Raw genomic sequence first — 21,316 nt, 5'->3', positions numbered from 1 at the left:
TCGGTTGGCTCCCACGTGCGAAGCACGGGCCTTGAGGCCTGACGGTAAGGTCTAGTTGCGCCGGGTCAGCGCACGTTAGCAAGAAATTTTCGGGTGTTCTCGGATTCAGGCTGACCGAAGATCTGGGCCGGCGGGCCGATCTCCTCCATTACGCCCTTGTGGAAGAAGGCGACCCGGTCGGAGACGTCCCGGGCAAAGCCCATTTCGTGGGTAACGCAGATCATCGTCATGCCTTCCTCGGCCAGCAGGCGCATCGTGTCCAGCACTTCGCCGACCAGCTCCGGATCGAGAGCGGATGTCGCCTCGTCGAAGAGCATGTAGGTCGGCTCCATGGCCAGTGCCCGCGCAATCGCGAGACGCTGCTGCTGCCCGCCCGACAGATTGTTCGGATACACTTTCAGCTTGTCCGCAAGGCCGACATGGCGAAGCTGCTTTTCCGCAATCGCCTCTGCTTCCGCCTTCGATTTGCCTTTCACGATCCTCGGCGCCAGCGCAACATTTTCCACCGCGGTCAGATGCGGAAAGCTGTTCCATTGCTGGAACACCATGCCGAGCTTCTGGCGCAGCTTGTTGATGTCCGTCGCCTTGGCGTGAACGTCGGTGCCGTCGACCACCACCGATCCCTTCTGGATCGGCTCCAGGCCGTTGATGCAATAAAGCAGTGTCGACTTGCCCGACCCGGACGCGCCGATGACGGAAAGCACTTCGCCCTTTTCGACATCAAGGTCGATGCCCTTGAGCACCTGAAGAGCGCCGAAATATTTCTCAAGGCCGCGTATCTCGATCATTGGGCCCACCTTTTTTCCAGTTTTGCGGCATAGCGCGAGATCGGGAAGGACAGCGCGAAGTAGAACGCGCCGGCGAGGGAGAGGATCAGGAAGGGTTCCTGTGTCCGCGTGATCAGGATCTGGCTGGCCTTGAGCAGCTCGACATAGCCGAGCACGGACACCAGCGCGGAATCCTTCATGACGCCGAGCGCAACACCGACCCAGGCCGGAAAGACGGCCCGCCCGCCGATGGGCAACACCACGTAGCGCATGTCCTGCCAGTAGCTGAGCCCCAGCGAACGCGCCGCCCGGCGCATCGGCTTGCCGACAGCCTCGATGCCGCCGCGGGCAACGTTGGCTACCAGAGAAGCGGTGTAGGCGGTCAGGATCACCACGCCCGACGCAAACGGATCGAAATCCAGACCGACGATGGGCGCAAAATTGTAGAACAGCACTAGCTGGATAATCAGCGGCACGGAGCGGAACACATCCAGCACCGGCCCCAGCAGCAGCGTCGCCGCCAGCCGGCCCTCGTAAAGCATCCAGCCGAACAGACCGCCGAGCACGGTCCCGATGGTAATCGAAACAGCCGAGATCCAGAGGGTCCGGAGTGCAGCTTCACCGAGGAACCAGAAATCGTGAATGTTGAAGCCTGAAAAGAAGCTGATGGATTCTTTCATGTCAGCCCCCTCAGTACCGGAACAGGCGCATGGCAAGGAGCCGGGACGCCGCCAGGATGAATTTGACGATCACGTAGTAGATGACGGCCGTGACTGCGAAATATTCGAAGATGCGGAAGGTGCGGCTGGCGAAGAACTGGGTCTCGCCTGACAGTTCGCGGAACCCGACCAGCATGCCGAGTGAAGACATCAACACCGCCCAGACCATCTGGTTGGTGACCGGGTGATAGACGATGCGAAAAACTTGCGGGATGACGATGCGGGTATAGGCCTGCCAGGAGGTCATTCCCAACGACCGTGCCGCCCGCAGCTGCGTCTCGGGCACAGCCTGAAAGCCGCCGCGAAAGTTCTCCGCCAGATAGCCGGCACAGTTGAAGCTGAGCCCGGCAAGTACGATGAAAAACGGCGTCAGGTGAATGCCGAAGGCGCCGAGCCCGAAGCCGAAGAAGAACAGCTGGAACAGCGCAGGCGTATTGCGCGCCAGTTCCACCCACGTTGTCGCAAGCCAGTAGAGCGGCCCCTTCAGCTTCAGCCGGATCAGTGCCAGCGCAAGACCGACCACGATGCCGATCACCATCGACAGGGTCGCGACTTCAAGCGTCAGCAACCCGGCCTCCAGCAGATCGGGCAGGCTTTTCACCACCGGCCGCCAATGGAAATTATAGTCGAACATTTGTTACGAATTGCTCCGGCTATCCCGCCTTATCGGGGCAAGGCATACGCATTCGTGAGATCCCGTCAGACAAGAGCACTGCCGAGGTTGTTGTTCCGGGTGTCACCCCGGACAAGCGCGGCGCAGATCCGGGGCCTACTCTTGGTGAAACTTGCTGAAGCCGCGGATCTCTTCGCCGAGGATCAGCACACGCTTCAAACTTTCCGGGGGTGAGTGAGCCCCGGGTCTCCCTTAGGTCGCCCGGGGTGGCACTGTATTTGTTGCAAGTTGCAGGTGACCCCGCGCTCATCCGAGGAGGATAGGATCACCCGTCAAGGCTTCACCCTCAGTACATCACGCCCGGGATACGCAGTTCCGGAGCTTCGCCACCGACATATTTGCCCCACAGCTCGGCATAGCGGCCGGAGCGGACCTGGTGGGTGACGAAGAGGTTGAGGAAGTTCAGCCAGGTCACGTCTTCGCGCTTGGCGACAACGGAAGTGTAATCCGTGGTCCAAGGCATGCGCGGGCCGGGCTCCAGCGTTTCATACTGGTCGGTGACCGGCTTGACGGCGGTGTTGGTGGTCAGGCCGATATCGGCCTTGCCCTGGGCAACAGCAAGAAACACTTCGTTTTCGGACTGATAGCCCTGGTAGAGATGCTCTTCGCCCCATTCGGCCGCGATCTTGAGCCACTCCTGCTCCGGCACGGTGCCGATGGCAGCAGCGACACGCTTGCCGCGGATATCTTCAAATGCGCTGATCCCGCTTTCCGTGTTGACGACGCCCTGCGCGTAATAGATCGCGTAGGGAATTGTGAAACCGACGGTACGGGCACGGGCGAGACTGTCGGAAGTTGCGCCGAACACCACATCCGCGCGGCCGGTCACGATCACCGGCAGGCGCTCGGCCCAGGTTACCGGATAGATGATCGGCTCGACTTCAAGCGCTGCGGCGAGGTCATTGCAATATTCCACGTCGAAACCGGCCGGCTCGTTGTTCTCGTCCCGATAGCCGATCGGCGGAAAGTCCAGCACGACGCCGCATTTCAGCTGACCACGATCGACAACATCGTCCAGCGTGTCGGCTTTGACCGGCAGCGCGGCGGCAAGTGAAAGGGCTGCGGCAGCCACAAATTTCCTGATCATGAGTTCCCCTCTTCCTTCTGAAGCATTCTGGCCCCGGCGCTTGCACGCTCCGGGTTTTTTCTTGCCCGGCCGGCGGGTTTCCCGCTCGATCCGGACCAGGTCTTTGCCCGACAGCCTCCCGAGCTGTCGGGGTATTCCGTCTCGTCCGCCGGACGGCAGATGCGCCTCCCGTCGGACTTCGCTCATCGTGCGCCGGGCCTTCCAGCCTTCGGTGCACCGCACCCGGACCTCGCAGCACCAGCTGTTCCGTCAACTGCTGCCTGCTGCGTTCCCTTGGGCTCGAGATTGATAAACCAGATTGGATCCAATATTCAATATAAAATATTCGAAATCATTTTCACTTCACCAATCAAGGGCGATCCCGTAAAAGGTGGCTTCAGGGAGAATTGGTCCTATGAAACTGAAAACGATGGATATTTCCGCGACTGCTTCGGCATCGTCGATTGTGTTCGACGCGCTGCGGAAAGCCATTATCGAGGGCCAGCTTGAAGAAGGCGAACCTCTCCGCCAGGACGAAATCGCCCGCCTGTTCAACACCAGCCGCATTCCGGTACGTGAAGCTATCTCCCGCCTGGAGGAACAGGGCCTCGTCAAGACGCAGCGCTACAAGGGGGCTGTCGTCGCCGGTCTGTCACCCAGGGAAACGGCGGAAATCTTTGACCTGCGTGCGCTGGTCGAACCGGAAATCATTCGCAATGCCGTGCCGCTGATGTCGAAGGAGCTGCTGGCAGACGCAAGGCAAAAATGCGCGGCGTTCTCCTCGGCCACCGATCCGATGGCCTATGGCGACCTCAACCGCGATTTTCACGAAACGCTCTACAGCGCCAGCGATCTGAAGTTTTTTCAGGAGATTGCCGACAACGCCATCGACCGGGTGGAACGGCAGATCCGGGCCCAGCTGGTCATGTCCAACGGCATGGAACGGGCGGGACGCGAACATTTCGCCATTCTGGAAGCCTGCGAAAAAGGCGACGCGGACCTCGCCTCCAACCTCACCCGGGAACACATCCACGGGGCCAAGGCTTCACTCTTGAAGCATCTGCCGGAGGCCTGAAGCCGCCCGGCTCTTCCTTAAACGCGATTGATCGACTGAACGGTGCCGGCTTCGTCAATGACGCAAACCGCCTGCCCGCCATCGAAGGTCAGGTTGACCTGGTAGGCGTTTTCGCCCGAAGGCATGGAGCTGACGGGCAGAACATTGCCGCCGGTAACCTGCAGCTCTTCGGCGGCCTTCGAGGCACAAAGCAGTTGCAGGTCGGTTGGTGCGGTTTCGCCTGACGAACGCACGGCACCGGCGGTCGGTGTCTGGTTGGAGCTGGTGTTGCAGCCCGCGACGACGGAAAGACAAAGCCCGGCAGCCAGTCCCGCAGCAAGCCTGTTCGATACCCTGATGTTCATTTCAAGTTTCTCCCACCCTTCACCGCCAGCTCTCAGACGCCCTTGTAAAGGGCAGCCCCCTGCATCAGCACAATCACCTTCGCGCCAACTTCCACGCGGCTGTAAAGATCCGCGACATCCTCGTTGTTCAGGCGAATACAGCCCGATGAGATATTGAGACCGATCGTCCAGGGCTGGTTGGTGCCATGGATGCGGTAGATGGAATCCTTGTTGCCGATATAAAGATACATCGCACGGGCGCCGAGCGGATTGTCGGGCCCGCCAGGCATGCCACCCGCCCACTGGGCGGATTCAGGATCACGGGCAATCATTTCCGGTGGCGGTGTCCAGGTCGGCCATTCCTGCATGCGGCCGATCTTGACGATGCCGGCCCAGCCGAAGCCGTCGCGGCCCACGCCAATCCCGTATCGGATCGCCTGAAAGTTGGGCTGAACCAGGTAAAGGAAGTGCCTGTCTCCATCGATGATGATGGTACCGGGCTTTTCAGCCGTGCGGAACGGAACCACCTGCCGCCGGAATTCTTCAGGCGACTGGCCATGCCGGTTATAGAATTTCGCCGCCGCGCGCGGGGTATAGTCCACCCATTTGCGTGTCGTCGGATCGTAGATCTGCGTCTGGAAGGATTGTGCCAGCGCCACGCCGGCAAAGGCCAGCACCGCAATGGCCGGCACCCAGTTCAAGACAGTGCGAAATGCGCTCGGCAGCTTGATCATTTGGTCCACTCCCCGATCCTGTCCGCATTCGCGGCAATCCAGTCCCTTGCAACATCTTCTGCCGGTTTGCCCTCGACAACGACGGCATAGCTCATCCCGGTCACATCGGCCGGTGTCAGTTCCATGGCTGACAGGAACGAAGCCACTTCGGGCATGCCGCTTTCAAGGGAAGTCGCAAAGGCAATCTTGAAACTGGACGCATCCCAGGCGGTGTCGGCGTGTGACTTTTCCAGCCAGTCGTTGTCCTGGGCGCGGGTGACGATTGTCCAGCGTGCCGGGTCGTACGCTGGCTCTTCCAGCTTCACGATGTCATGAAGTTCAAAAACATGGTGCGGTCCGTAGCAATAGAAGACCACGGGCTTGCCGAAGGATACGGCCGCATCAACGGCGGCCATGGCGACATCTTCCGGCATTTCCAGCAGCGTCATTGTCTGGTCGTAGCCGTAGGAATGCGCCCTGATCTTTTCGATCTCCGTTGACGACCAGCTCGGAGCGCCAATCCAGATCTCGCCCTTGCCATCGCCGTCACTGTCGAATTGCGCGGCCATCTCGGGCTTCACGAGGTCGGCGACCGCCTTGATGCCGGTTTGTTCAACCGTTGCGCGTGTCGCGCAGATATTCTGCGTCGCGGCGACGCTCTTGGGGCTGAGCGACAGAACATGCTTTTCCTCGCTCAACCGCCCTGCCATTGCAGACAGGTTGGGGAACCAGACTTCCGGATGTACCTGGACCTCGCCCCGGCCGATATCGGAGAGAATTGTCAGGGTGCCTCGATCACGCAGTTCCGTCTCTACACCGAGGCGCTCTTTGAGAATATCATCGATGATGTAGGCGGTGACCTGAGCCGAGGGCCAGGCGGGCACGCCGATCACAACGGCATCGGCCTTGGCAGACGTGACGGCGGCGACCGCCATGATCGAGGACATGAGAACAGAACGCCACACAGCCAGTACTCCCTACACACCTTGGCCCCTACCTTAAACACTGCGACAATTCTGACGCAACGGCAAATAGCAGAAACAATTATTTCCAGTGCCTTGCAGGTTTCGATACCGGCATTCATTTCTGCTGTACGGAACCTGGGAGAAGGAGCGCTTGGCGATCGTTATTCCAGTTCAACGTCTTCCCGGTAGTCCGGCAGCCAGCACGGCCAATCCAGCTCGCTCTCGATCCTGTAGCGCAGGGTGTCGGCGGCATCCGGTTCGCCATGCGTGATGTAGGTCATCTTTGGCGGCCGCTCGAAGTTTCCCAGCCACCGCATGATTTCGTCCGCATCCGCATGCGCTGACAGCATGTGCAGGTTGCCGACCTCAGCCCGGATCGGCACGTCGGAGCCATGGATCCGGACACTTGCCGCACCGGACGTGATCGCCGCGCCTCTCGTTCCCCCCGCCTGAAACCCCGCGAACAGGATCATGTTGCGATGGTCGGGCGCATAGTGTTTCAGGTGATGCAGCACCCGGCCGCCGGTCGCCATGCCGCTGGCCGAAACGATGACCTTGGGCATGCGATTGCGATCGAGATCCTTGGATTCCTCCACATCGGCCACATAATGCGCCGCCCCGTTGGACCAGTCGCATTCTTCCGGCGTCAACCGGTGGTCGTCCGGGTGTTTGCCGTAGATGTTGGAGGCGCTGACGGCCATGGGACTGTCGAGAAAGATCGGCAGGTCGGGAATTCGGCCGTCTTCCTTCAGGCTCTGTATGTGGAACAGCAGTGATTGCGCCCGGCCGACCGCAAAGGAGGGGATGACAACGGTGCCACCGCGCCGCGCGGTCTTGGTGATGGCTTCGGCCAGGATGTCCTCGGCATCAAGGTTTTCGTGCCGGCGGTTGCCATAGGTGGATTCGACCAGCAGGTAATCCGCCTCGCGGATCGGCGACGGATCGAACATCGTCGCATCACCGTAGCGCCCGAGGTCTCCGGAAAAGACGATCCTTGTGCCACCCCAGGTCAGCTCCACAATCGCCGCCCCCAGAATATGCCCGGCCTTGCGGAAGGTAACGCTGAAAGCGCCCAGCATTTCATGCACGTCATCGAAGTCCACTGGCCGGAACCGGTCCAGTGACACTTCCGCATCCTTTTTCGTGTAGAGCGGCAGGGCCGGACGGTGCTTCGAGAACCCGTGACGGTTGGCGAATTCCGCGTCCTTTTCCTGCAAGAACCCACTGTCCGGCAGGAGGATCGCGCACAGATCCCGCGTCGCCCTTGTGCAGACTACCGGCCCCTTGAATCCGTTGCGAACCAAGAGGGGCAGATAGCCGGAGTGATCCAGATGGGCGTGTGTCAGGATGACCGCGTCGATCGTTTTCGGATCGACAGGCAAAGGCGCCCAGTTCTTGAGCCGCAATTGCTTGTAACCCTGGAACAGGCCGCAATCGACCAGCACACGCGTGCCGTCTTTCTCCAGCAGATATTTCGAACCTGTAACAGTGCCGACGCCTCCGAGAAAAGTCAGTTTCACGCTCATTGCGCTGCATCCTCCCGATCGTCTGCACAAAGTTTCAGCCAAAACGACATCACCTGCCCGTGCATTCCGGGAAGGTATCTGAATTCAGGCATGGAATCAGGAACTTGCGCAAGCCTCCCTTTTGTCGCGCAGACTTCGAAACATCGCATCGCAGCAGTATTTTTCCCGCGGAAGGCTGCCGTTTCTCACCGTAAAAGCCTGTCGAAACGCGTGCACGCATTGAAAGATGCTGCATTGCAGCATATCTTAGTCTTCCGATGCACCGGCAGGCCGTAAAATGGTTTACCGCCGAAATCCGCTCACCAGCGGCCGGGCACGAAACTCAAGCAAAAAATATCACGAGGAAACGTTTCGGGGCTGGACACTACTTCGTGGAAAGGAACCCGGACCTTGAAACATACTGTTTCACATAGCGCCAAAGGAGCGCGCAGGACACGTGTGAACCTGGCGCTCCAGGGTGGCGGTGCCCATGGCGCCTTCACCTGGGGCGTATTGGACCGTCTCCTGGAGGAAGAGACACTCGAGATCAACGCCCTTTCGGGCACATCCGCCGGCGCGATGAATGCGGCGGCACTGCTGACCGGCCTAATGAAAGGCGGGCGCGACGAAGCGCGAACGTCACTGGAGGGCTTCTGGAAAACGGTTTCCAAACGAAGCCGGTTTACCCCCTTCAACATGACGACATCGAGAGCTGTGCTCGGTGGATTGGGAATAGATTTCGAAAGCCTGCCGTTTCTCTTCGGCGCGGGAATGAACTTCCTGTCGCCCTACGATCTCAACCCGGCAGGCTTCAACCCTTTACGGGAAATCATAGACGAAACGATCGACATCGACGCCATTGCCCGCTCGGCCATACCGCTGCATGTGACCGCGACCCATGTCGGTTCGGGTGAAGCGCGCATCTTTTCCAACGGCGCCGTCAGCACCGATGTGCTTCTGGCATCCGCCTGTCTCCCGTCCCTCTTTCACGCGGTCGAAATCGACGGCGAGCATTACTGGGACGGCGGCTATACCGGCAACCCCAGCCTGATGCCTCTGGTTCTGGAGCCGGGCGATGCGGATCTGCTGCTGGTCCAGACGAGCCCCACCGAACGAGCTGCCCTGCCGCAGGATGCCCAGCAGATCGCGGCGCGCGAAAAGGAGATCTCCTTCAATGCGCCTTTGATCAAGGAACTGCGGTTGCTGGCGGAATTGCAACATCAAGCTGGCGCTGGCACACAGTCGCCCCGGCAAGGTTTCCTGCCGAGCCTGACAGGCCTCAACGCCAATCGTGCCGCCAGCCCGGTTTCCAATCCGGTCGCCAACCTGCGGATCCACCGGATTGCAGGTGCCGGCATGAATGGCCGCAGCGGTCAATCCAAACTCAACTCCACCTGGCCGTTCCTGGAAGAACTGCGCGAGGAAGGCCGCACTGCTGCCGATGAGTTTCTTGAAAAGAACCGTGCAGAACTTGGTCAGCGGTCGACGCTGGATCTCGGTCACTGGCTGCAAAGAGCCGATCCCGCCCCTCTTCGCAAGGCCAAGGCATCCTGATGCATCCCTCCTGAACGGTCAGCGTGGCAGCAGGCCGTTCAGGATGAGCTGGATCGTGTGATTGAGGTAGGTGCGAATATCCGACAGGCCCGTGATCATGTCGGGTGTCTTCGGGCGGAACAGCCGAGCCGCAATGAGGACATCCAGAAGATACTTTGCCGTGTCGCGCGAAGACTGGACCACGATCCGGCCTTTTTCGACCTCGTCCTCCACCCAGGCAGTCACCACATCATGCAGTTCGCTGCCGCAGTGTTTCCTCAAAAGCATGCCCAGCTCTTCGTTCGCGACGGCCTCCACATAGAACAGACGCATTTCGGCAGCCTGCTGATTGTGTTTTTCATCGCTCTGGTCAACCTTGAAGACCGCCCTCAGGGCTTCTTCAAGGGTTTCGGCCTTTCGGCCTGCCGGCACATCAAGAAGATTGGCACGGTGGCGTATCGCGAGTTCCGCGAAGAGCTCGATTTTCGACGGAAACAACTCGTAAAGCGTCCGCTTGGAAATCCCGGCATTCTTGGCGACCAGTGCCATGGTCGTGCCGTTGTAGGAATGCTTCTGGAACGTGCCGAAGGCGACCTCGACAACGCGCGCCTTCAGCGTCGCCTCGTCATGGACCTTCTGCCGTCCGCGTTGCCGCTGCTCGTTACAGTCATCAAGTCCGCCTGGACAGGAACCCATTTGCACAATTTTTGTTCTTGAAGAGCTCATTTTGTCTCCTCCCCGTTACGAACTGATACCGAAATTCGATTGACGAGGGAACCTTGAAGCGAATAATGGTACCCGAGAGTTTTCTAATACTCCACAGCATTCGCTTCCAAAGAGGTTCCTCCCGGAAATGACGTGTACCCCTCTCGGTTCGAGCACTGCGTACCTGTGCTCTACGAAGAAGCCGTTCCGTGCTTTTCTCTTCGCTTTCCTGATTTCCACCAGCCTGGGGTCCGGCATTGCTCAGGCCCAGCAGATGCGAGGCGCCGCGCCCAAACCGGAAGTCGGCGTTGTCGAACTTGAGCCCGAGTCGGTCGCGATCACGGCCAAGCTTTCGGGCAGGATCGCAGCGTCCCTGGACGCGGAAGTCCGGCCCGAGGTCGGCGGCATCATCAAGGAACGCCTGTTCAAGGAAGGCACGGAGGTCACCGCCGGAGACGTGCTCTACCGGATCGAGGACGATCTCTACAAGGCAGCACACGACAGCGCCCAGGCAGCTCTCCAGAAAGCCGAAGCGGCCCTGCCGAGCGCCCAGACCAAGGTTGAGCGCTACGAGGAACTGATCACGCAGAACGCCGTGGCCAAGCAGGAGCTGGACGACGCCAAAGCGGCGCTCGCCCAGGCAAAGGCGGACATCGCCTCCGCAAAGGCCAGCGTGCAGACTGCAAGGATCAATCTCGACAACACCGTCATCAAGGCACCGATTTCGGGTCGCATCGAAGCCTCGACGCTGAATGTCGGCGCATTGGTGACCGCCAGCCAGTCGGCACCGCTGACCATCATCCGTCAGCTTGACCCGATCAATGTCGACGTCACCCAGTCGAGCACCAACCTGCTGAAGCTGCGAAAGGCCGTGCGCGAAGGCCGGATCAAGTTGTCCGGCGATAACGTGCAGGTGCGCCTGCTGCTGGAAACAGGGGAAGAATACTCCGAAACCGGCAAGCTGGAATTTTCGGAAGCCCACGTTGACCCGACAACCGGCACCTACACGCTGCGCGCCGAATTCCCGAACCCCGATCGTTTGCTCCTGCCGGGCATGTACGTCCAGGCGATCGTCGAGGAGGGCATTGCGCAGAACTCGTTCCTCGTGCCGCAGCGCGCCGTATCGCGCAACGCCAGGGGCGAACCGACGGCATTGTTCCTCGACCAGGACGGCAAGGTGGAAGAGCGCGTCCTGAGGGTCGAAGGCGACATCGGCAATAACTGGCTGGTCAACGAAGGCATCTCGGAGGGAGACCGGGTCATCGTTGAAGGCTCGCTGTTCGTACGGGCCGGCCAGGAGGCAACAGGCACTCTGGTGACCATTGACGAAGCGACGGGGGAGGTGGAAAGCCGCGGTGAGGCGGTGTCGAACACAAGTGAGACTTCCGACTGATGTCAGCTTTCTTCATCGACAGGCCGATCTTTGCCTGGGTTATTGCCATTGTCACGATGCTGGCAGGCGCACTGGCCATCACGACCCTTTCCGTTTCGCAATATCCGCAAATTGCACCGACCACCGTCAACATCAGCGCCAATTATCCGGGCGCCGATGCGGCGACGGTCGAAAACTCGATTACCAAGGTGATCGAACAGGGCATGTCCGGGATCGATTACCTGGACTACATGACCGCGACGTCTTCGAACTCCGGTTCAGCCCAGATTTCGCTGACGTTCTCCTCCAAGGCGGATCCGGACGTTGCCCAGATGCAGGTGCAGAACAAGCTGCAACTCGTCTCCAGCCAGCTGCCGCAGATCGTCCAGAACACGGGCATCACCGTCACCAAGTCGACTTCCGGCTTCCTGATGGTGCTCGGCTTCGTTTCGACGGACGGACGCCTGACTTCCACCGACATTGCCGACTATGTCGACAACACGCTCAACGACACGCTGAAACGCGTCGAGGGCGTCGGTGAAACCCGGCTGTTCGGCTCCGGCTATGCCATGCGCATCTGGCTCGACCCGACGAAACTGCTGAAATACAACCTGATGCCGAGCGATGTCAGTTCCGCAATCCAGGCCCAGAACACCCAGGTTTCCGCCGGCCAGCTTGGCGGTCTGCCGCAGGCCGAGGGTCAGCAGCTCAACGCGACCATCACCGCCTCCAGCCGCCTGCAGACTGCACAGCAGTTCCGCGACATCATTCTGAAGAGCTCCGAAGACGGCTCTGTCGTTCGCCTCAACGATGTCGCCCGGGTGGAAGTTGCCAACGAAAGCTACAGCACCTCTGCCTTCTACAACGGCATGCCGGCGTCCGGCCTTGCGGTCTCGCTTGCGACCGGTGCAAACGCCATCGACACCGCCCAGCGGGTACGCGACACCATCGACCGGCTCTCCTCGACGCTGCCTGCCGGGGTCGATGTGGTCTATCCCTATGACACCACCCCCTTCGTGAAGCTCTCCATCGAGAAGGTGGTCCACACACTGCTGGAAGCAGTCGTGCTGGTGTTCCTGGTGATGTATCTCTTCCTGCAGAACCTGCGCGCGACCATCATTCCGACACTTGCCGTGCCCGTGGTTCTGCTCGGCACCTTCGGGGTGCTTGCGCTGTTCGGATATTCGATCAACACGCTAACGATGTTCGCCATGGTGCTCGCCATCGGGCTATTGGTGGATGACGCCATCGTCGTGGTGGAAAACGTCGAACGCGTGATGGCGGAGGAAGGTTTGCCGCCGCGTGAGGCGACCCGCAAATCCATGAACGAGATCACCGGCGCCTTGATCGGCATTGCGGTGGTGCTGTCCGCCGTCTTCGTGCCGATGGCGTTTTTCGGCGGCTCCGTCGGGATCATTTACCGCCAGTTCTCGATCACCATCGTTTCGGCCATGGTGCTGTCGGTATTCGTTGCGCTCATCCTGACGCCTGCGCTGTGCGCCACCATGCTGAAGCAGGGTGACCACGGCCACAAGCGTGGTCCCTTCGCCTGGTTCAACAGGGGTTTCGACGCAAGTGCAAACGGCTACAGGGCGGCAAATGGCGGCATCCTGAAACGCGGCAAGCGCTTCCTTGTGCTGTTCATCGCAATCGGCGTTGCCATGGGCTGGATGTTCAATCGCCTGCCAAGCTCCTTCCTGCCGCAGGAAGACCAGGGCATTCTGATTGCCATGGTCAACCTGCCCGTTGGCGCGACCCAGGGCCGGACACTGACCGTGCTCGACAAGGTACGCACCCACTTCATGGAGAACGAGCCGGATGCGGTCGACAGCGTCTTCACCGTCGCCGGCTTCGGTTTCGGCGGTCAGGGACAGAATGTCGGCCTCGCCTTCATCCGCATGAAGGACTTCACCGAGCGCGAAGACCCGCGGCTTGCCGCCCAGGCAGTTGCAGGCCGTGCCATGGGAGCCTTCTCGCAGTTCAAGGACGCCCGTGTGTTCGCCCTTGCCCCGCCTGCCATTCAGGGCATGGGCAACACAAACGGCTTTTCGTTCTACCTGCAGGACATCAATGGCGCCGGTCATGACCGGCTGATGGAGGTTCGCAACCAGTTGCTGGGCATGGCGGCACAATCCGGCAAACTGGCGGCGACACGGCCCAACGGCCAGGAAGACCAGCCACAGTTCAAGGTCGACATCGACACGCAGAAAGCGCGCCTGCTCGACCTCGGCATTCCGGACATCAACGACACCCTGTCGATTGCCTGGGGGTCCGACTACGTCAACGACTTCATGGACCGTGGCCGCATCAAGCCGGTCTATGTGCAGGCCGATGCCCCGTTCCGCATGCAGCCGTCCGATCTGGACCTGTGGCACGTGCGCAATTCCAATGGCGACATGGTGCCCTTCAGCGCTTTCGCCTCATCGCGCTGGACCTATGGTTCCCCGCGGCTCGAGCGCTTCAACGGCGCGTCGGCTGTGGAACTGCAGGGCCAGGCGGCTCCCGGCATCAGCTCGGGTGACGCGATGGCGGAAATCGATGCGCTCGTGGCCCAGCTTCCGGCAGGCTTCGTTCATGAATGGACCGGCCTGTCCTATCAGGAACGGCTTTCAGGCGATCAGGCCGCATCGCTTTATGCGATCTCGATCCTGATCGTGTTCCTGTGCCTTGCCGCCCTTTATGAAAGCTGGTCGATCCCCTTCGCGGTGATGCTGTCGGTCCCAATCGGCGTCTTCGGCGCCCTGGCGGCGGCCCTGATTTTCGGGCAAACCAACGACGTCTACTTCAAGGTCGGCCTGCTGACGACCATCGGCCTGGCGGCGAAGAATGCCATCCTGATCGTGGAGTTCGCCATCGAACAACAACGCCAGGGCAAGGACCTGCTGCAGGCGACACTGGACGCCGCTCGCCAGCGGCTCCGGCCGATCCTGATGACGTCCTTCGCCTTCATCCTGGGTGTGACGCCACTGGCGATTGCCACCGGGGCAGGTTCGGGTGCGCAGAACTCCATCGGCATCGGCGTCATGGGCGGCATGATCGCCTCCACCGTGCTCGGCATCTTCTTCGTGCCGCTTCTGTTCGTCACCGTGCGGCGCATCTTCAGCCGCAAGCAGACGAACGAAGCAGCCCCCGACACTTCAGGCAGCAAAGCCCATTGAGAGAGTTTCGATGACCCTTTTCAAACCTGAGACCGGCTCTGCCTGCGCCGTCCCCTCTCAACGCCGCAAGACCTGGTTGCGGCTGGGTGCGGGCCTGATGGCGGCGACCCTGCTGGGTGCCTGTTCCGTCGGCCCCGACTACCAGCGCCCGGATGTCTCCGTGCCCGGCAAGTGGCGCAACACGACAGGCGAAACGCCTGCCTCCGTGCCGCAACTTGCCAACTGGTGGACGCAGCTGGGCGATGCCCAGCTCAACAGCCTGATCTCGCTCGCGGTTCAGAACAACCTGGATGTCCGCACAGCCAAGGCCAAGGTGCGTGAAGCCCGGGCCAGTTACAAACAGGCCTCCTCATCGCTCTTTCCGAGCCTTGACGGTGCGGCCAGCGTGACCCGCTCCAAATCGAGTGGGTCCGATAGCGTCGGCACGCTCTGGAACGGTGGTTTCGATGCCGCCTGGGAGATCGACATCTTCGGCGCCAACCGCCGAGCAAAGGAAGCAGCCAAATACGGTCTTGATGCTGCCGAGGAAGAGCTGCGGGCAAGCTTGCTGACCCTGATCGGTGACCTTGCCACCAACTATGTCGAAGCGCGCGGCTTTCAGCAGCGGCTGAAACTGGCGCAGGACACCGCGAAATCGCAGCAGTCCTCGGCCGATCTCATCCGCAAGCGGTTCCAGGCTGGTTCGTCCTCCGGTCTCGACGTTGCCAACGCGGAAGGTCAGGCGGCGTCGACAGAGGCCAATATTCCGGCCCTGAAGACAGCTCTTGCCGCTTCCATGCACCGGCTGAGCGTTTTGACCGGTCAACAGCCGACAGCCCTTACCGACCGGTTGCTGGCAAGCAGCCGGATTCCGACACCGAAACTGCCTATCCCTGTCGGGATTCCGGCAAGCATCCTGCTGACCCGCCCGGACGTTCGCCTGGCTGAACGCCAGCTTGCCGAGGCAACCGCGAAAATCGGTCAGGCAACGGCAGCGCGTTATCCCTCCGTCAGCCTGACAGGTTCCATCGGCACCGCCGCAGCCGACATTGGCGATCTCGGCAAGAATTCCTCGATCAGCTGGGCCTTCGGCCCGTCGCTGTCCGTGCCGATCTTCAATGCAGGCAAACTGGCGGCAGGCGTCGAGATTGCCGAAGCCCAGCGCGATCAGTATTTCCTCGCCTACCAGGCATCGGTGCTGACAGCACTGGAAGATGTCGAGAACGCTCTTGTCGGCTTCACCCAGGAACGCAAGCGTGTCGCCAGTCAGCGGCGTTCGGCGGAAAGCTACAAGTCGGCCGCCGAGCTTTCCAGATCGCTCTACCAGACCGGTGCCGCCAGCTTCCTCGATGCCCTCGATGCTGAACGCTCGACCTACTCCGCCGAAGACACGCTCATCCAGAGCCGTGTCCGCCTGACCACCTATTACATCGCCCTGCAAAAGGCGCTTGGCGGCGGCTGGACCGGCAAGGTGGAAACCGACAAGCCGGAAGTGGTCGACAAGAACACCGGCCCGCATTTGTCGGTTGCGTACTGACGCGACCTCGGTACCACGTTTCGGACTGGGCAAAGGCTTGAAACCCTTGCTCAGTCCGTCTTGTTTTTGAAAGCCTGAAGCAAGTCGGCGACCAGCGGGTTCGGGAAGCGCCGGTGCAGCGTGACGGCGAAGAACTCCTCCTTGAGCCCTTCCAGCCTGCCCAGTTCGATCAGCCGTCCCGAAGCAAGCTCGTCCCTCACGACGATCGGCGGAATGACGGCAAGCCCCGCGTGCGTGCGCGCAAGCAAGCGGATCATCGCCATGTCGTCGGCTTCCGCGGCAACTTTGGTGACGACACCCAGTTGCTCGACCATCGCGTCGAAAGATGCCCTCAGGGCCGATTCCGGCGTCGGCAGGATCAGCGGCTGCGAAGACAGAAGCTCCGGCAAGGGCAGCCCCGCCAGATCGGCTGCGGTTGCGGGTCCGATCAGACTGACCGGCTGTTCGGAAAGTCCATGTACGAGATAGGGACTGGAGGCATCCCGGGCTGGCACAAGGTTCGTCAGGACCACGTCGATCGCCAGTGCTTCCAGGGCCCTCAAAAGGTCTGCCTGCGCTCCGGAGCGCAGCACCACTTCGACGTCCGATCGTCCGATCAGGGGTTCCAGGAAGCCGATCTGGAAATTTCGCGAAAGCGTTGCGAGTGCTCCCACCCGCAAAGCCTTGCGCTCGGTGCCCGTGTTGCGCAGGGTCGCCGTCAGGTCCTCGGCGGTCCGAAAGATCGCTTCCGCGTGATCAAGGGCGATCCGCCCGGCCTCCGTCAGCACCAGCCCACGTCCACGTCGTTCAAACAGATCGTGTCCAAGGGAGGCTTCCAGCGTCTTGATCTGCGAGGATAGCGCCGACTGCGACAGGTTCAGCACCCTGGCAGCCCCCGTCAGTGTTCCATCCCGCGCAACTGCCCGGAAAAGCCGCAGATGATGAAGGTTCAGCACGACAATACTTCCAAATTATAGAACGATTTCGATTATAATATGTAATTTTTTGCAAGAAAACGAGACGGTATATCCACGGCGTCTTTCAGCGTTCGTGAGGTTCCCATGCCGTACCTGTTCCCTTTACCCCTTCTTGCGCCGGTGCTGTTGCTGGCTTCAGCGGCCGTTTCAACAATGTGTCCGGGCCGCCGCCCAGGGCTCTATCCCAAGGCTTCGGAAGCAAGTGCATTTATCGCCCTTGTGCTTGCCCTTGCCGGTCTGGTGCAGCTTCTGGTCTTGGGAGCAACGGAAGCAACCTTGTTCGAAGGTCCGTTTACGCTTGTTGTGCGGCTCGACCCCATCAGCGTGACGATGACCCTTTTGGTCGCCTTCATCGGCTGGGTGGTGATGCGTTACTCCCGGACCTACCTCGACGGCGAAACGAGAGAAGGGGCCTTCCACGGCTTGATGCTCACGGCACTTGCGGCCGTACTGGTGGTCGTCCAGTCGGGCAGCCTGTTCCTGCTTGTCCTCGGCTTTGCCGGGATCGGCCTCTGCCTGCGCAGGCTATTGCTGTTTTACCCGCAGCGCGCCGCCGCCCAACGGGCCGCCACAAAATTCGCGATTGTCTGGCATGCAGGTGACATCTCGCTGCTGCTGGCCGCCGGGCTGTTCATGGCAAGCACCGGCACCGCACAGCTTGGACAGCTTTCTGAAACGGTCGGGCCTGATCTCTCCTTCGTCGAACATCTGGCTGTGGTGTTTTTGGTGCTGGCAGCCGTACTGAAATCGGCCGCCTTCCCCCTGCACGGCTGGCTGACGGAAGTCATGGAGGCGCCAACCCCGGTTTCCGCCCTGCTTCATGCAGGCATCATCAACGCCGGCGGGTTTCTTCTGATCAGGACGGCAGATCTGGTTCAGGCCAGTCCTGGCGCCATGGGCACACTCGTGGCCCTTGGTGGCCTGACCGCTCTCTTCGGGGCAGTGGTCATGCTGACCCAAAGCGCGGTGAAGACTGCCCTTGCCTGGTCAACGATTTCCCAGATGGGTTTCATGCTGCTGCAGTGTGGTCTCGGTCTTTGGCCACTCGCGCTGCTCCATGTGGTCGCGCACTCCCTCTACAAGGCCCACGCCTTCCTGTCCTCGGGTGGAGCGGTTCTGGCCGTGGCCAAGCTGCGGCGCCCCGGCCCGATCGCAATTCCCAGCGTTGCCAACGTGCTCCGGTCCTTCGCGATCGCCTTGTTTCTCTACGCGATAGTCTCCTTCGCCTTCTCGATGATCGCAGGCCCGAAAACCCCTCAGGCGCTTGCCATCGGAGCAATGCTCATCTTCGGTGTGGCCTATCTGGTGGCGCAAGGTCTTGCAGATGCGGCCCCCGCTGAACTGACGTATCGCACCTCGCTGGCCGCAGTCATCGTTGCCTTTGCCTATTTCGGCTTCCAGCAGCTTGCCAACCTTCTGTGGGGCGCAGCTCTGCCGCAGGCACCTGTCGCCGGCCCCCTCGAATGGGCGCTGATCGTCCTGGCGGTGCTTTCCTTCGGCATCGTTGCCGTTGCTCAGACGCTTTTCCCGCTCTGGTCACACCACCCGTCGACCGCCGGCTTGCGCGTTCACATCGCCAACGGCCTTTACCTCAACGCCCTCCTCGACCGTTTCATCGGCGGATACCGGGTTGCAAACTCCAAGTAAGACGAGGCACTTCAGATGTTTATCAAGCACACCCAATTCAGCTCGCTACGGGTTTCGGGCATCCTCGAGGCAGGCACGTCAGCCATACGGGCCATCCCGCCCGCCTTTCCGCTGGATGCAACCGTTGCCGTCAATCCGTTCCTCGGCCAGGTTGGAGAAGGCCTCGCGGAAGCATCCGCGCGCCTTGCCAGAACGAGCGGCATCAGCCTGACCCGGCCCAGAAGCAGCTACGGCACCGAGATCGCCTGTGGCCGCATCTTGGATGAAGACCTGACGGCCGCCCTTGAGGCAAGCAACGCCGGCAACAAGCCAACGGATGTCGCGCAGCTCAAGGCATTCGCCCAAATGGATGGACCGGTACCGGCAGCCGTACCAACCATTGCCGAACTCGCAGCTTCTGTATCCGGCATCGACTGGCCGTCGGTTATCGAAAAAACCGTTGGTCTGTGGGCCGCCGGTTACTTCGACCGCGGCCAGGCGCTTTGGTCTCCAGCCCCGGGTGAGGGCGCTTATGCTGCCTGGCGGTCCTGGGCGAGCCGTGACCTGACACCCGAAATTGCCGGACTGACGGGCTTCTGCTCCCATGTAACCACGTCTCCGGACACTTCCGAACAGGCAATCCTGCGGGTAACCGACCGGCTGAGCATCAGCGTTCCGGCTGCCGAAACCCTGTTTCACCGGCTGCTGATGGACCTTGGAGGCTGGGCGCAACATGCACGCTGGCTGCTGTGGCGTGCAGAACAGAACGGCACCACGGACGGCACGCTCGGCGACCTGCTGGCCGTCCGGTTGATCTGGGAAGAGGCGCTTTTCAACCGCTTCCCGGCTGTCGCCGACCAATGGCAGGCCACGCATCAGCTTCATGCCGCACCTCTTGTTCCGGATCGGGACCAGGTTATCGATGCCATTTTGCAGGACGCGGCAGAGCGGGCATACCAGCGGTCACTCGGCCAACAGTTGAAGGCGCCGACAAAGAACACCGGGGAGCGCCCTGCCCTTCAGGCGGCGTTCTGCATCGACGTGCGCTCTGAAGTCTTCCGTCGGGCGCTGGAAAACCAGAGCCCATCGATCGAAACACTCGGGTTTGCGGGTTTCTTCGGTCTTCCTGCTGCGCACAGGGACCACGGCTCCGATGTTGAAGAAAATCTCCTGCCGGTCTTGCTGAAACCGTCCATGACCTCAACTTGCCACGGTTCTCCCGGTGAGGAAAAGACGGCACGCATCGGTGCGCGGGCCATACGGGCACTGGACAGGTTCCGCCAGGCCGCTGTCTCGTCCTTCGCCTATGTGGAAGCTGCCGGCCCTCTGTATGTAACCAAGCTGGTGAAGGATTCCCTCGGCCGCCCCACAAGAAAGGTCTCGACGAGTGCCGCCCCAAGGCTCGACCCGGCGCTTGATGCCGAGACGAAATCAGCGACCGCCGCTGCGATCCTGAAGGCCATGAGCCTCACGAACAATCATGCGCAGGTGGTTCTGCTTGTTGGCCACGGAGCCAATGTGAAAAACAATCCGCATGAAAGCGCTTATCATTGCGGCGCATGCGGTGGTCATTCAGGTGAGGTTTCAGCGCGGTTGCTTGCAAGCTTGCTGAACGATGCCGAAACCCGCTCCGGCCTTGCTGCTCACGGTATCGACCTTCCTGACGACACCCGGTTTGTCGCGGCGCTCCACGACACGACAACGGACGAGATCACCCTGTTCGACAAGGACCAATCCGGCCCGGTGGATGAATTCGACCTTCTGCAAAAATGGTTGAAACGGGCGGGAGCCGAGGCACGGGCCGAGCGCGCCTTGCGCTTGCCGGGCACGAATGCTGCCTCCATTGCTGCCAGAGCATTCAACTGGGCCGAAATCAGGCCGGAGTGGGGACTTGCAGACTGTGCCGCGTTCATCGCAGCCCCCAGACATCTGACGTCGAAGGCCAATCTGGAAGGCCGGGCCTTCCTTCACAGCTACGACTGGCAGACGGACGAGGACTTCAAGACGCTTGAACTCATCCTCACCGCCCCGGTGGTCGTGGCGAGCTGGATCAGCCTTCAATACTATGGCTCTTCAGTCGCGCCGGATGTCTTCGGTGGCGGCAACAAACTCATCCACAATGTGGTTGGCGGCATTGGCGTTGTGGAAGGCAACGGCGGGCGCCTGCGGCCCGGCCTACCTGCACAGGCACTGCATGATGGCGAGAAAGGGATGCACACCCCTCTCCGGTTGTCGGTTCTGATCGAAGCCCCCGAAGAGGCAATATCTGCCATTCTGGATGCGCACCCGGATGTTCGGAACCTTTTCGAACACGGCTGGCTGCATCTGTTCACGCTTCGGAACGGACGTATGGCCGCGCGCTACCAGCCGGATGGCTCCTGGGCAGAGGAAGAGATGACCAGCCTGGCAGCCTGAACTTGGAAGTGCAGCTATCCCAGAATTTTCCATTAGCTTCCCTTGGAGTATCTGCTAGCTCAGTGGGTACTCCGTTCCCGCGAGTCTAAATAACTGAAACCCGAGTCATCAAGTGCAGCCAGTAAGAATTCCTGACAGGATACAGCTGACTACGACGAAGAATAAACTGTTTGGTATCAACCCAAATGCAAATTTGAATAAATAAGACAAATATGTACCACTTGCAATT

General features: G+C 60.7%; 17 protein-coding genes. 7 read left to right on the top strand and 10 right to left on the bottom strand.

The features are described from left to right. Positions 1 to 65: 65 nt before the first annotated feature. The 4 genes from ACVDG9_RS28420 to ACVDG9_RS28405 form a co-directional block, all read right to left on the bottom strand. Positions 66 to 788 (bottom strand): amino acid ABC transporter ATP-binding protein, encoded by a 723-nt coding sequence (locus tag ACVDG9_RS28420; RefSeq protein WP_447239640.1) that lies wholly within the window; start codon positions 786 to 788, stop codon positions 66 to 68. Beyond that, positions 785 to 1,447, bottom strand: a complete 663-nt coding sequence (locus tag ACVDG9_RS28415) for an amino acid ABC transporter permease (RefSeq protein WP_023000138.1) — start codon at positions 1,445 to 1,447, stop codon at positions 785 to 787. Before ACVDG9_RS28415 ends, ACVDG9_RS28420 begins: the two co-directional genes overlap by 4 nt. 10 nt (positions 1,448 to 1,457) lie before the next feature. Further along, the gene (locus ACVDG9_RS28410) at positions 1,458 to 2,120 is read right to left on the bottom strand and encodes an amino acid ABC transporter permease (RefSeq protein WP_447239639.1); all 663 of its coding nucleotides are present in this window, start codon (positions 2,118 to 2,120) and stop codon (positions 1,458 to 1,460) included. Between the two features lie 325 nt (positions 2,121 to 2,445). Beyond that, positions 2,446 to 3,246 carry a transporter substrate-binding domain-containing protein gene (locus ACVDG9_RS28405; RefSeq protein ID WP_075283613.1) on the bottom strand — a complete coding sequence of 267 codons (801 nt, stop codon included), beginning with the start codon at positions 3,244 to 3,246 and terminating at the stop codon, positions 2,446 to 2,448. Positions 3,247 to 3,640: 394 nt separating this feature from the next. On the opposite strand from ACVDG9_RS28405, the gene ACVDG9_RS28400 reads away from it, so the two are divergent. Further along, complete coding sequence (locus tag ACVDG9_RS28400) at positions 3,641 to 4,300, top strand: GntR family transcriptional regulator (protein WP_023000135.1); 660 nt, start codon at positions 3,641 to 3,643, stop codon at positions 4,298 to 4,300. A gap of 17 nt (positions 4,301 to 4,317) precedes the next feature. On the opposite strand, the gene ACVDG9_RS28395 is transcribed toward ACVDG9_RS28400, so the two are convergent. The 4 genes from ACVDG9_RS28395 to ACVDG9_RS28380 form a co-directional block, all read right to left on the bottom strand. Further along, positions 4,318 to 4,644, bottom strand: coding sequence for a hypothetical protein (locus ACVDG9_RS28395; protein WP_152505437.1), 327 nt, complete (start codon positions 4,642 to 4,644; stop codon positions 4,318 to 4,320). A gap of 32 nt (positions 4,645 to 4,676) precedes the next feature. After that, positions 4,677 to 5,357 (bottom strand): L,D-transpeptidase, encoded by a 681-nt coding sequence (locus ACVDG9_RS28390; protein ID WP_055661555.1) that lies wholly within the window; start codon positions 5,355 to 5,357, stop codon positions 4,677 to 4,679. Beyond that, positions 5,354 to 6,301, bottom strand: coding sequence for an ABC transporter substrate-binding protein (locus ACVDG9_RS28385; RefSeq protein ID WP_228148018.1), 948 nt, complete (start codon positions 6,299 to 6,301; stop codon positions 5,354 to 5,356). The genes ACVDG9_RS28390 and ACVDG9_RS28385 overlap by 4 nt, the downstream gene beginning before the upstream one ends. A 161-nt stretch (positions 6,302 to 6,462) precedes the next feature. After that, positions 6,463 to 7,827 (bottom strand): MBL fold metallo-hydrolase, encoded by a 1,365-nt coding sequence (locus ACVDG9_RS28380; protein ID WP_447239638.1) that lies wholly within the window; start codon positions 7,825 to 7,827, stop codon positions 6,463 to 6,465. A gap of 390 nt (positions 7,828 to 8,217) precedes the next feature. Between ACVDG9_RS28380 and ACVDG9_RS28375 the strand changes: the two genes are divergently transcribed. Beyond that, entirely contained in the window at positions 8,218 to 9,360 is a 1,143-nt protein-coding gene (locus tag ACVDG9_RS28375) for a patatin-like phospholipase family protein (RefSeq protein WP_447239636.1), read from the top strand. Positions 9,361 to 9,378: 18 nt separating this feature from the next. On the opposite strand, the gene ACVDG9_RS28370 is transcribed toward ACVDG9_RS28375, so the two are convergent. Beyond that, on the bottom strand, positions 9,379 to 10,035 hold the full coding sequence (locus tag ACVDG9_RS28370) for a TetR/AcrR family transcriptional regulator (protein WP_055661552.1): 657 nt from the start codon (positions 10,033 to 10,035) through the stop codon (positions 9,379 to 9,381). Between the two features lie 157 nt (positions 10,036 to 10,192). Here ACVDG9_RS28370 and ACVDG9_RS28365 point away from each other — a divergent pair, with 157 nt between their 5' ends. The 3 genes from ACVDG9_RS28365 to ACVDG9_RS28355 are packed head-to-tail and all read left to right on the top strand — an operon-like array spanning position 10,193 to position 16,090. Next, positions 10,193 to 11,437, top strand: a complete 1,245-nt coding sequence (locus tag ACVDG9_RS28365) for an efflux RND transporter periplasmic adaptor subunit (RefSeq protein ID WP_209009653.1) — start codon at positions 10,193 to 10,195, stop codon at positions 11,435 to 11,437. Then, positions 11,437 to 14,574 (top strand): efflux RND transporter permease subunit, encoded by a 3,138-nt coding sequence (locus ACVDG9_RS28360; RefSeq protein WP_062486849.1) that lies wholly within the window; start codon positions 11,437 to 11,439, stop codon positions 14,572 to 14,574. The genes ACVDG9_RS28365 and ACVDG9_RS28360 overlap by 1 nt, the downstream gene beginning before the upstream one ends. Positions 14,575 to 14,584: 10 nt before the next feature. Next, positions 14,585 to 16,090, top strand: a complete 1,506-nt coding sequence (locus tag ACVDG9_RS28355; protein WP_447239635.1) for an efflux transporter outer membrane subunit — start codon at positions 14,585 to 14,587, stop codon at positions 16,088 to 16,090. Between the two features lie 50 nt (positions 16,091 to 16,140). Here ACVDG9_RS28355 and ACVDG9_RS28350 read toward each other — a convergent pair whose 3' ends face one another. Next, positions 16,141 to 17,031 (bottom strand): LysR family transcriptional regulator, encoded by an 891-nt coding sequence (locus tag ACVDG9_RS28350; RefSeq protein WP_447239654.1) that lies wholly within the window; start codon positions 17,029 to 17,031, stop codon positions 16,141 to 16,143. Between the two features lie 99 nt (positions 17,032 to 17,130). Here ACVDG9_RS28350 and ACVDG9_RS28345 point away from each other — a divergent pair, with 99 nt between their 5' ends. Next, positions 17,131 to 18,693 (top strand): proton-conducting transporter transmembrane domain-containing protein, encoded by a 1,563-nt coding sequence (locus ACVDG9_RS28345; protein WP_447239634.1) that lies wholly within the window; start codon positions 17,131 to 17,133, stop codon positions 18,691 to 18,693. A gap of 15 nt (positions 18,694 to 18,708) precedes the next feature. Beyond that, complete coding sequence (locus ACVDG9_RS28340) at positions 18,709 to 21,087, top strand: YbcC family protein (RefSeq protein WP_447239633.1); 2,379 nt, start codon at positions 18,709 to 18,711, stop codon at positions 21,085 to 21,087. Positions 21,088 to 21,316: the final 229 nt, after the last annotated feature.

Source organism: Roseibium sp. RP-7 (assembly GCF_053005225.1).
This window is presented reverse-complemented; position numbering and strand designations above follow the sequence as displayed.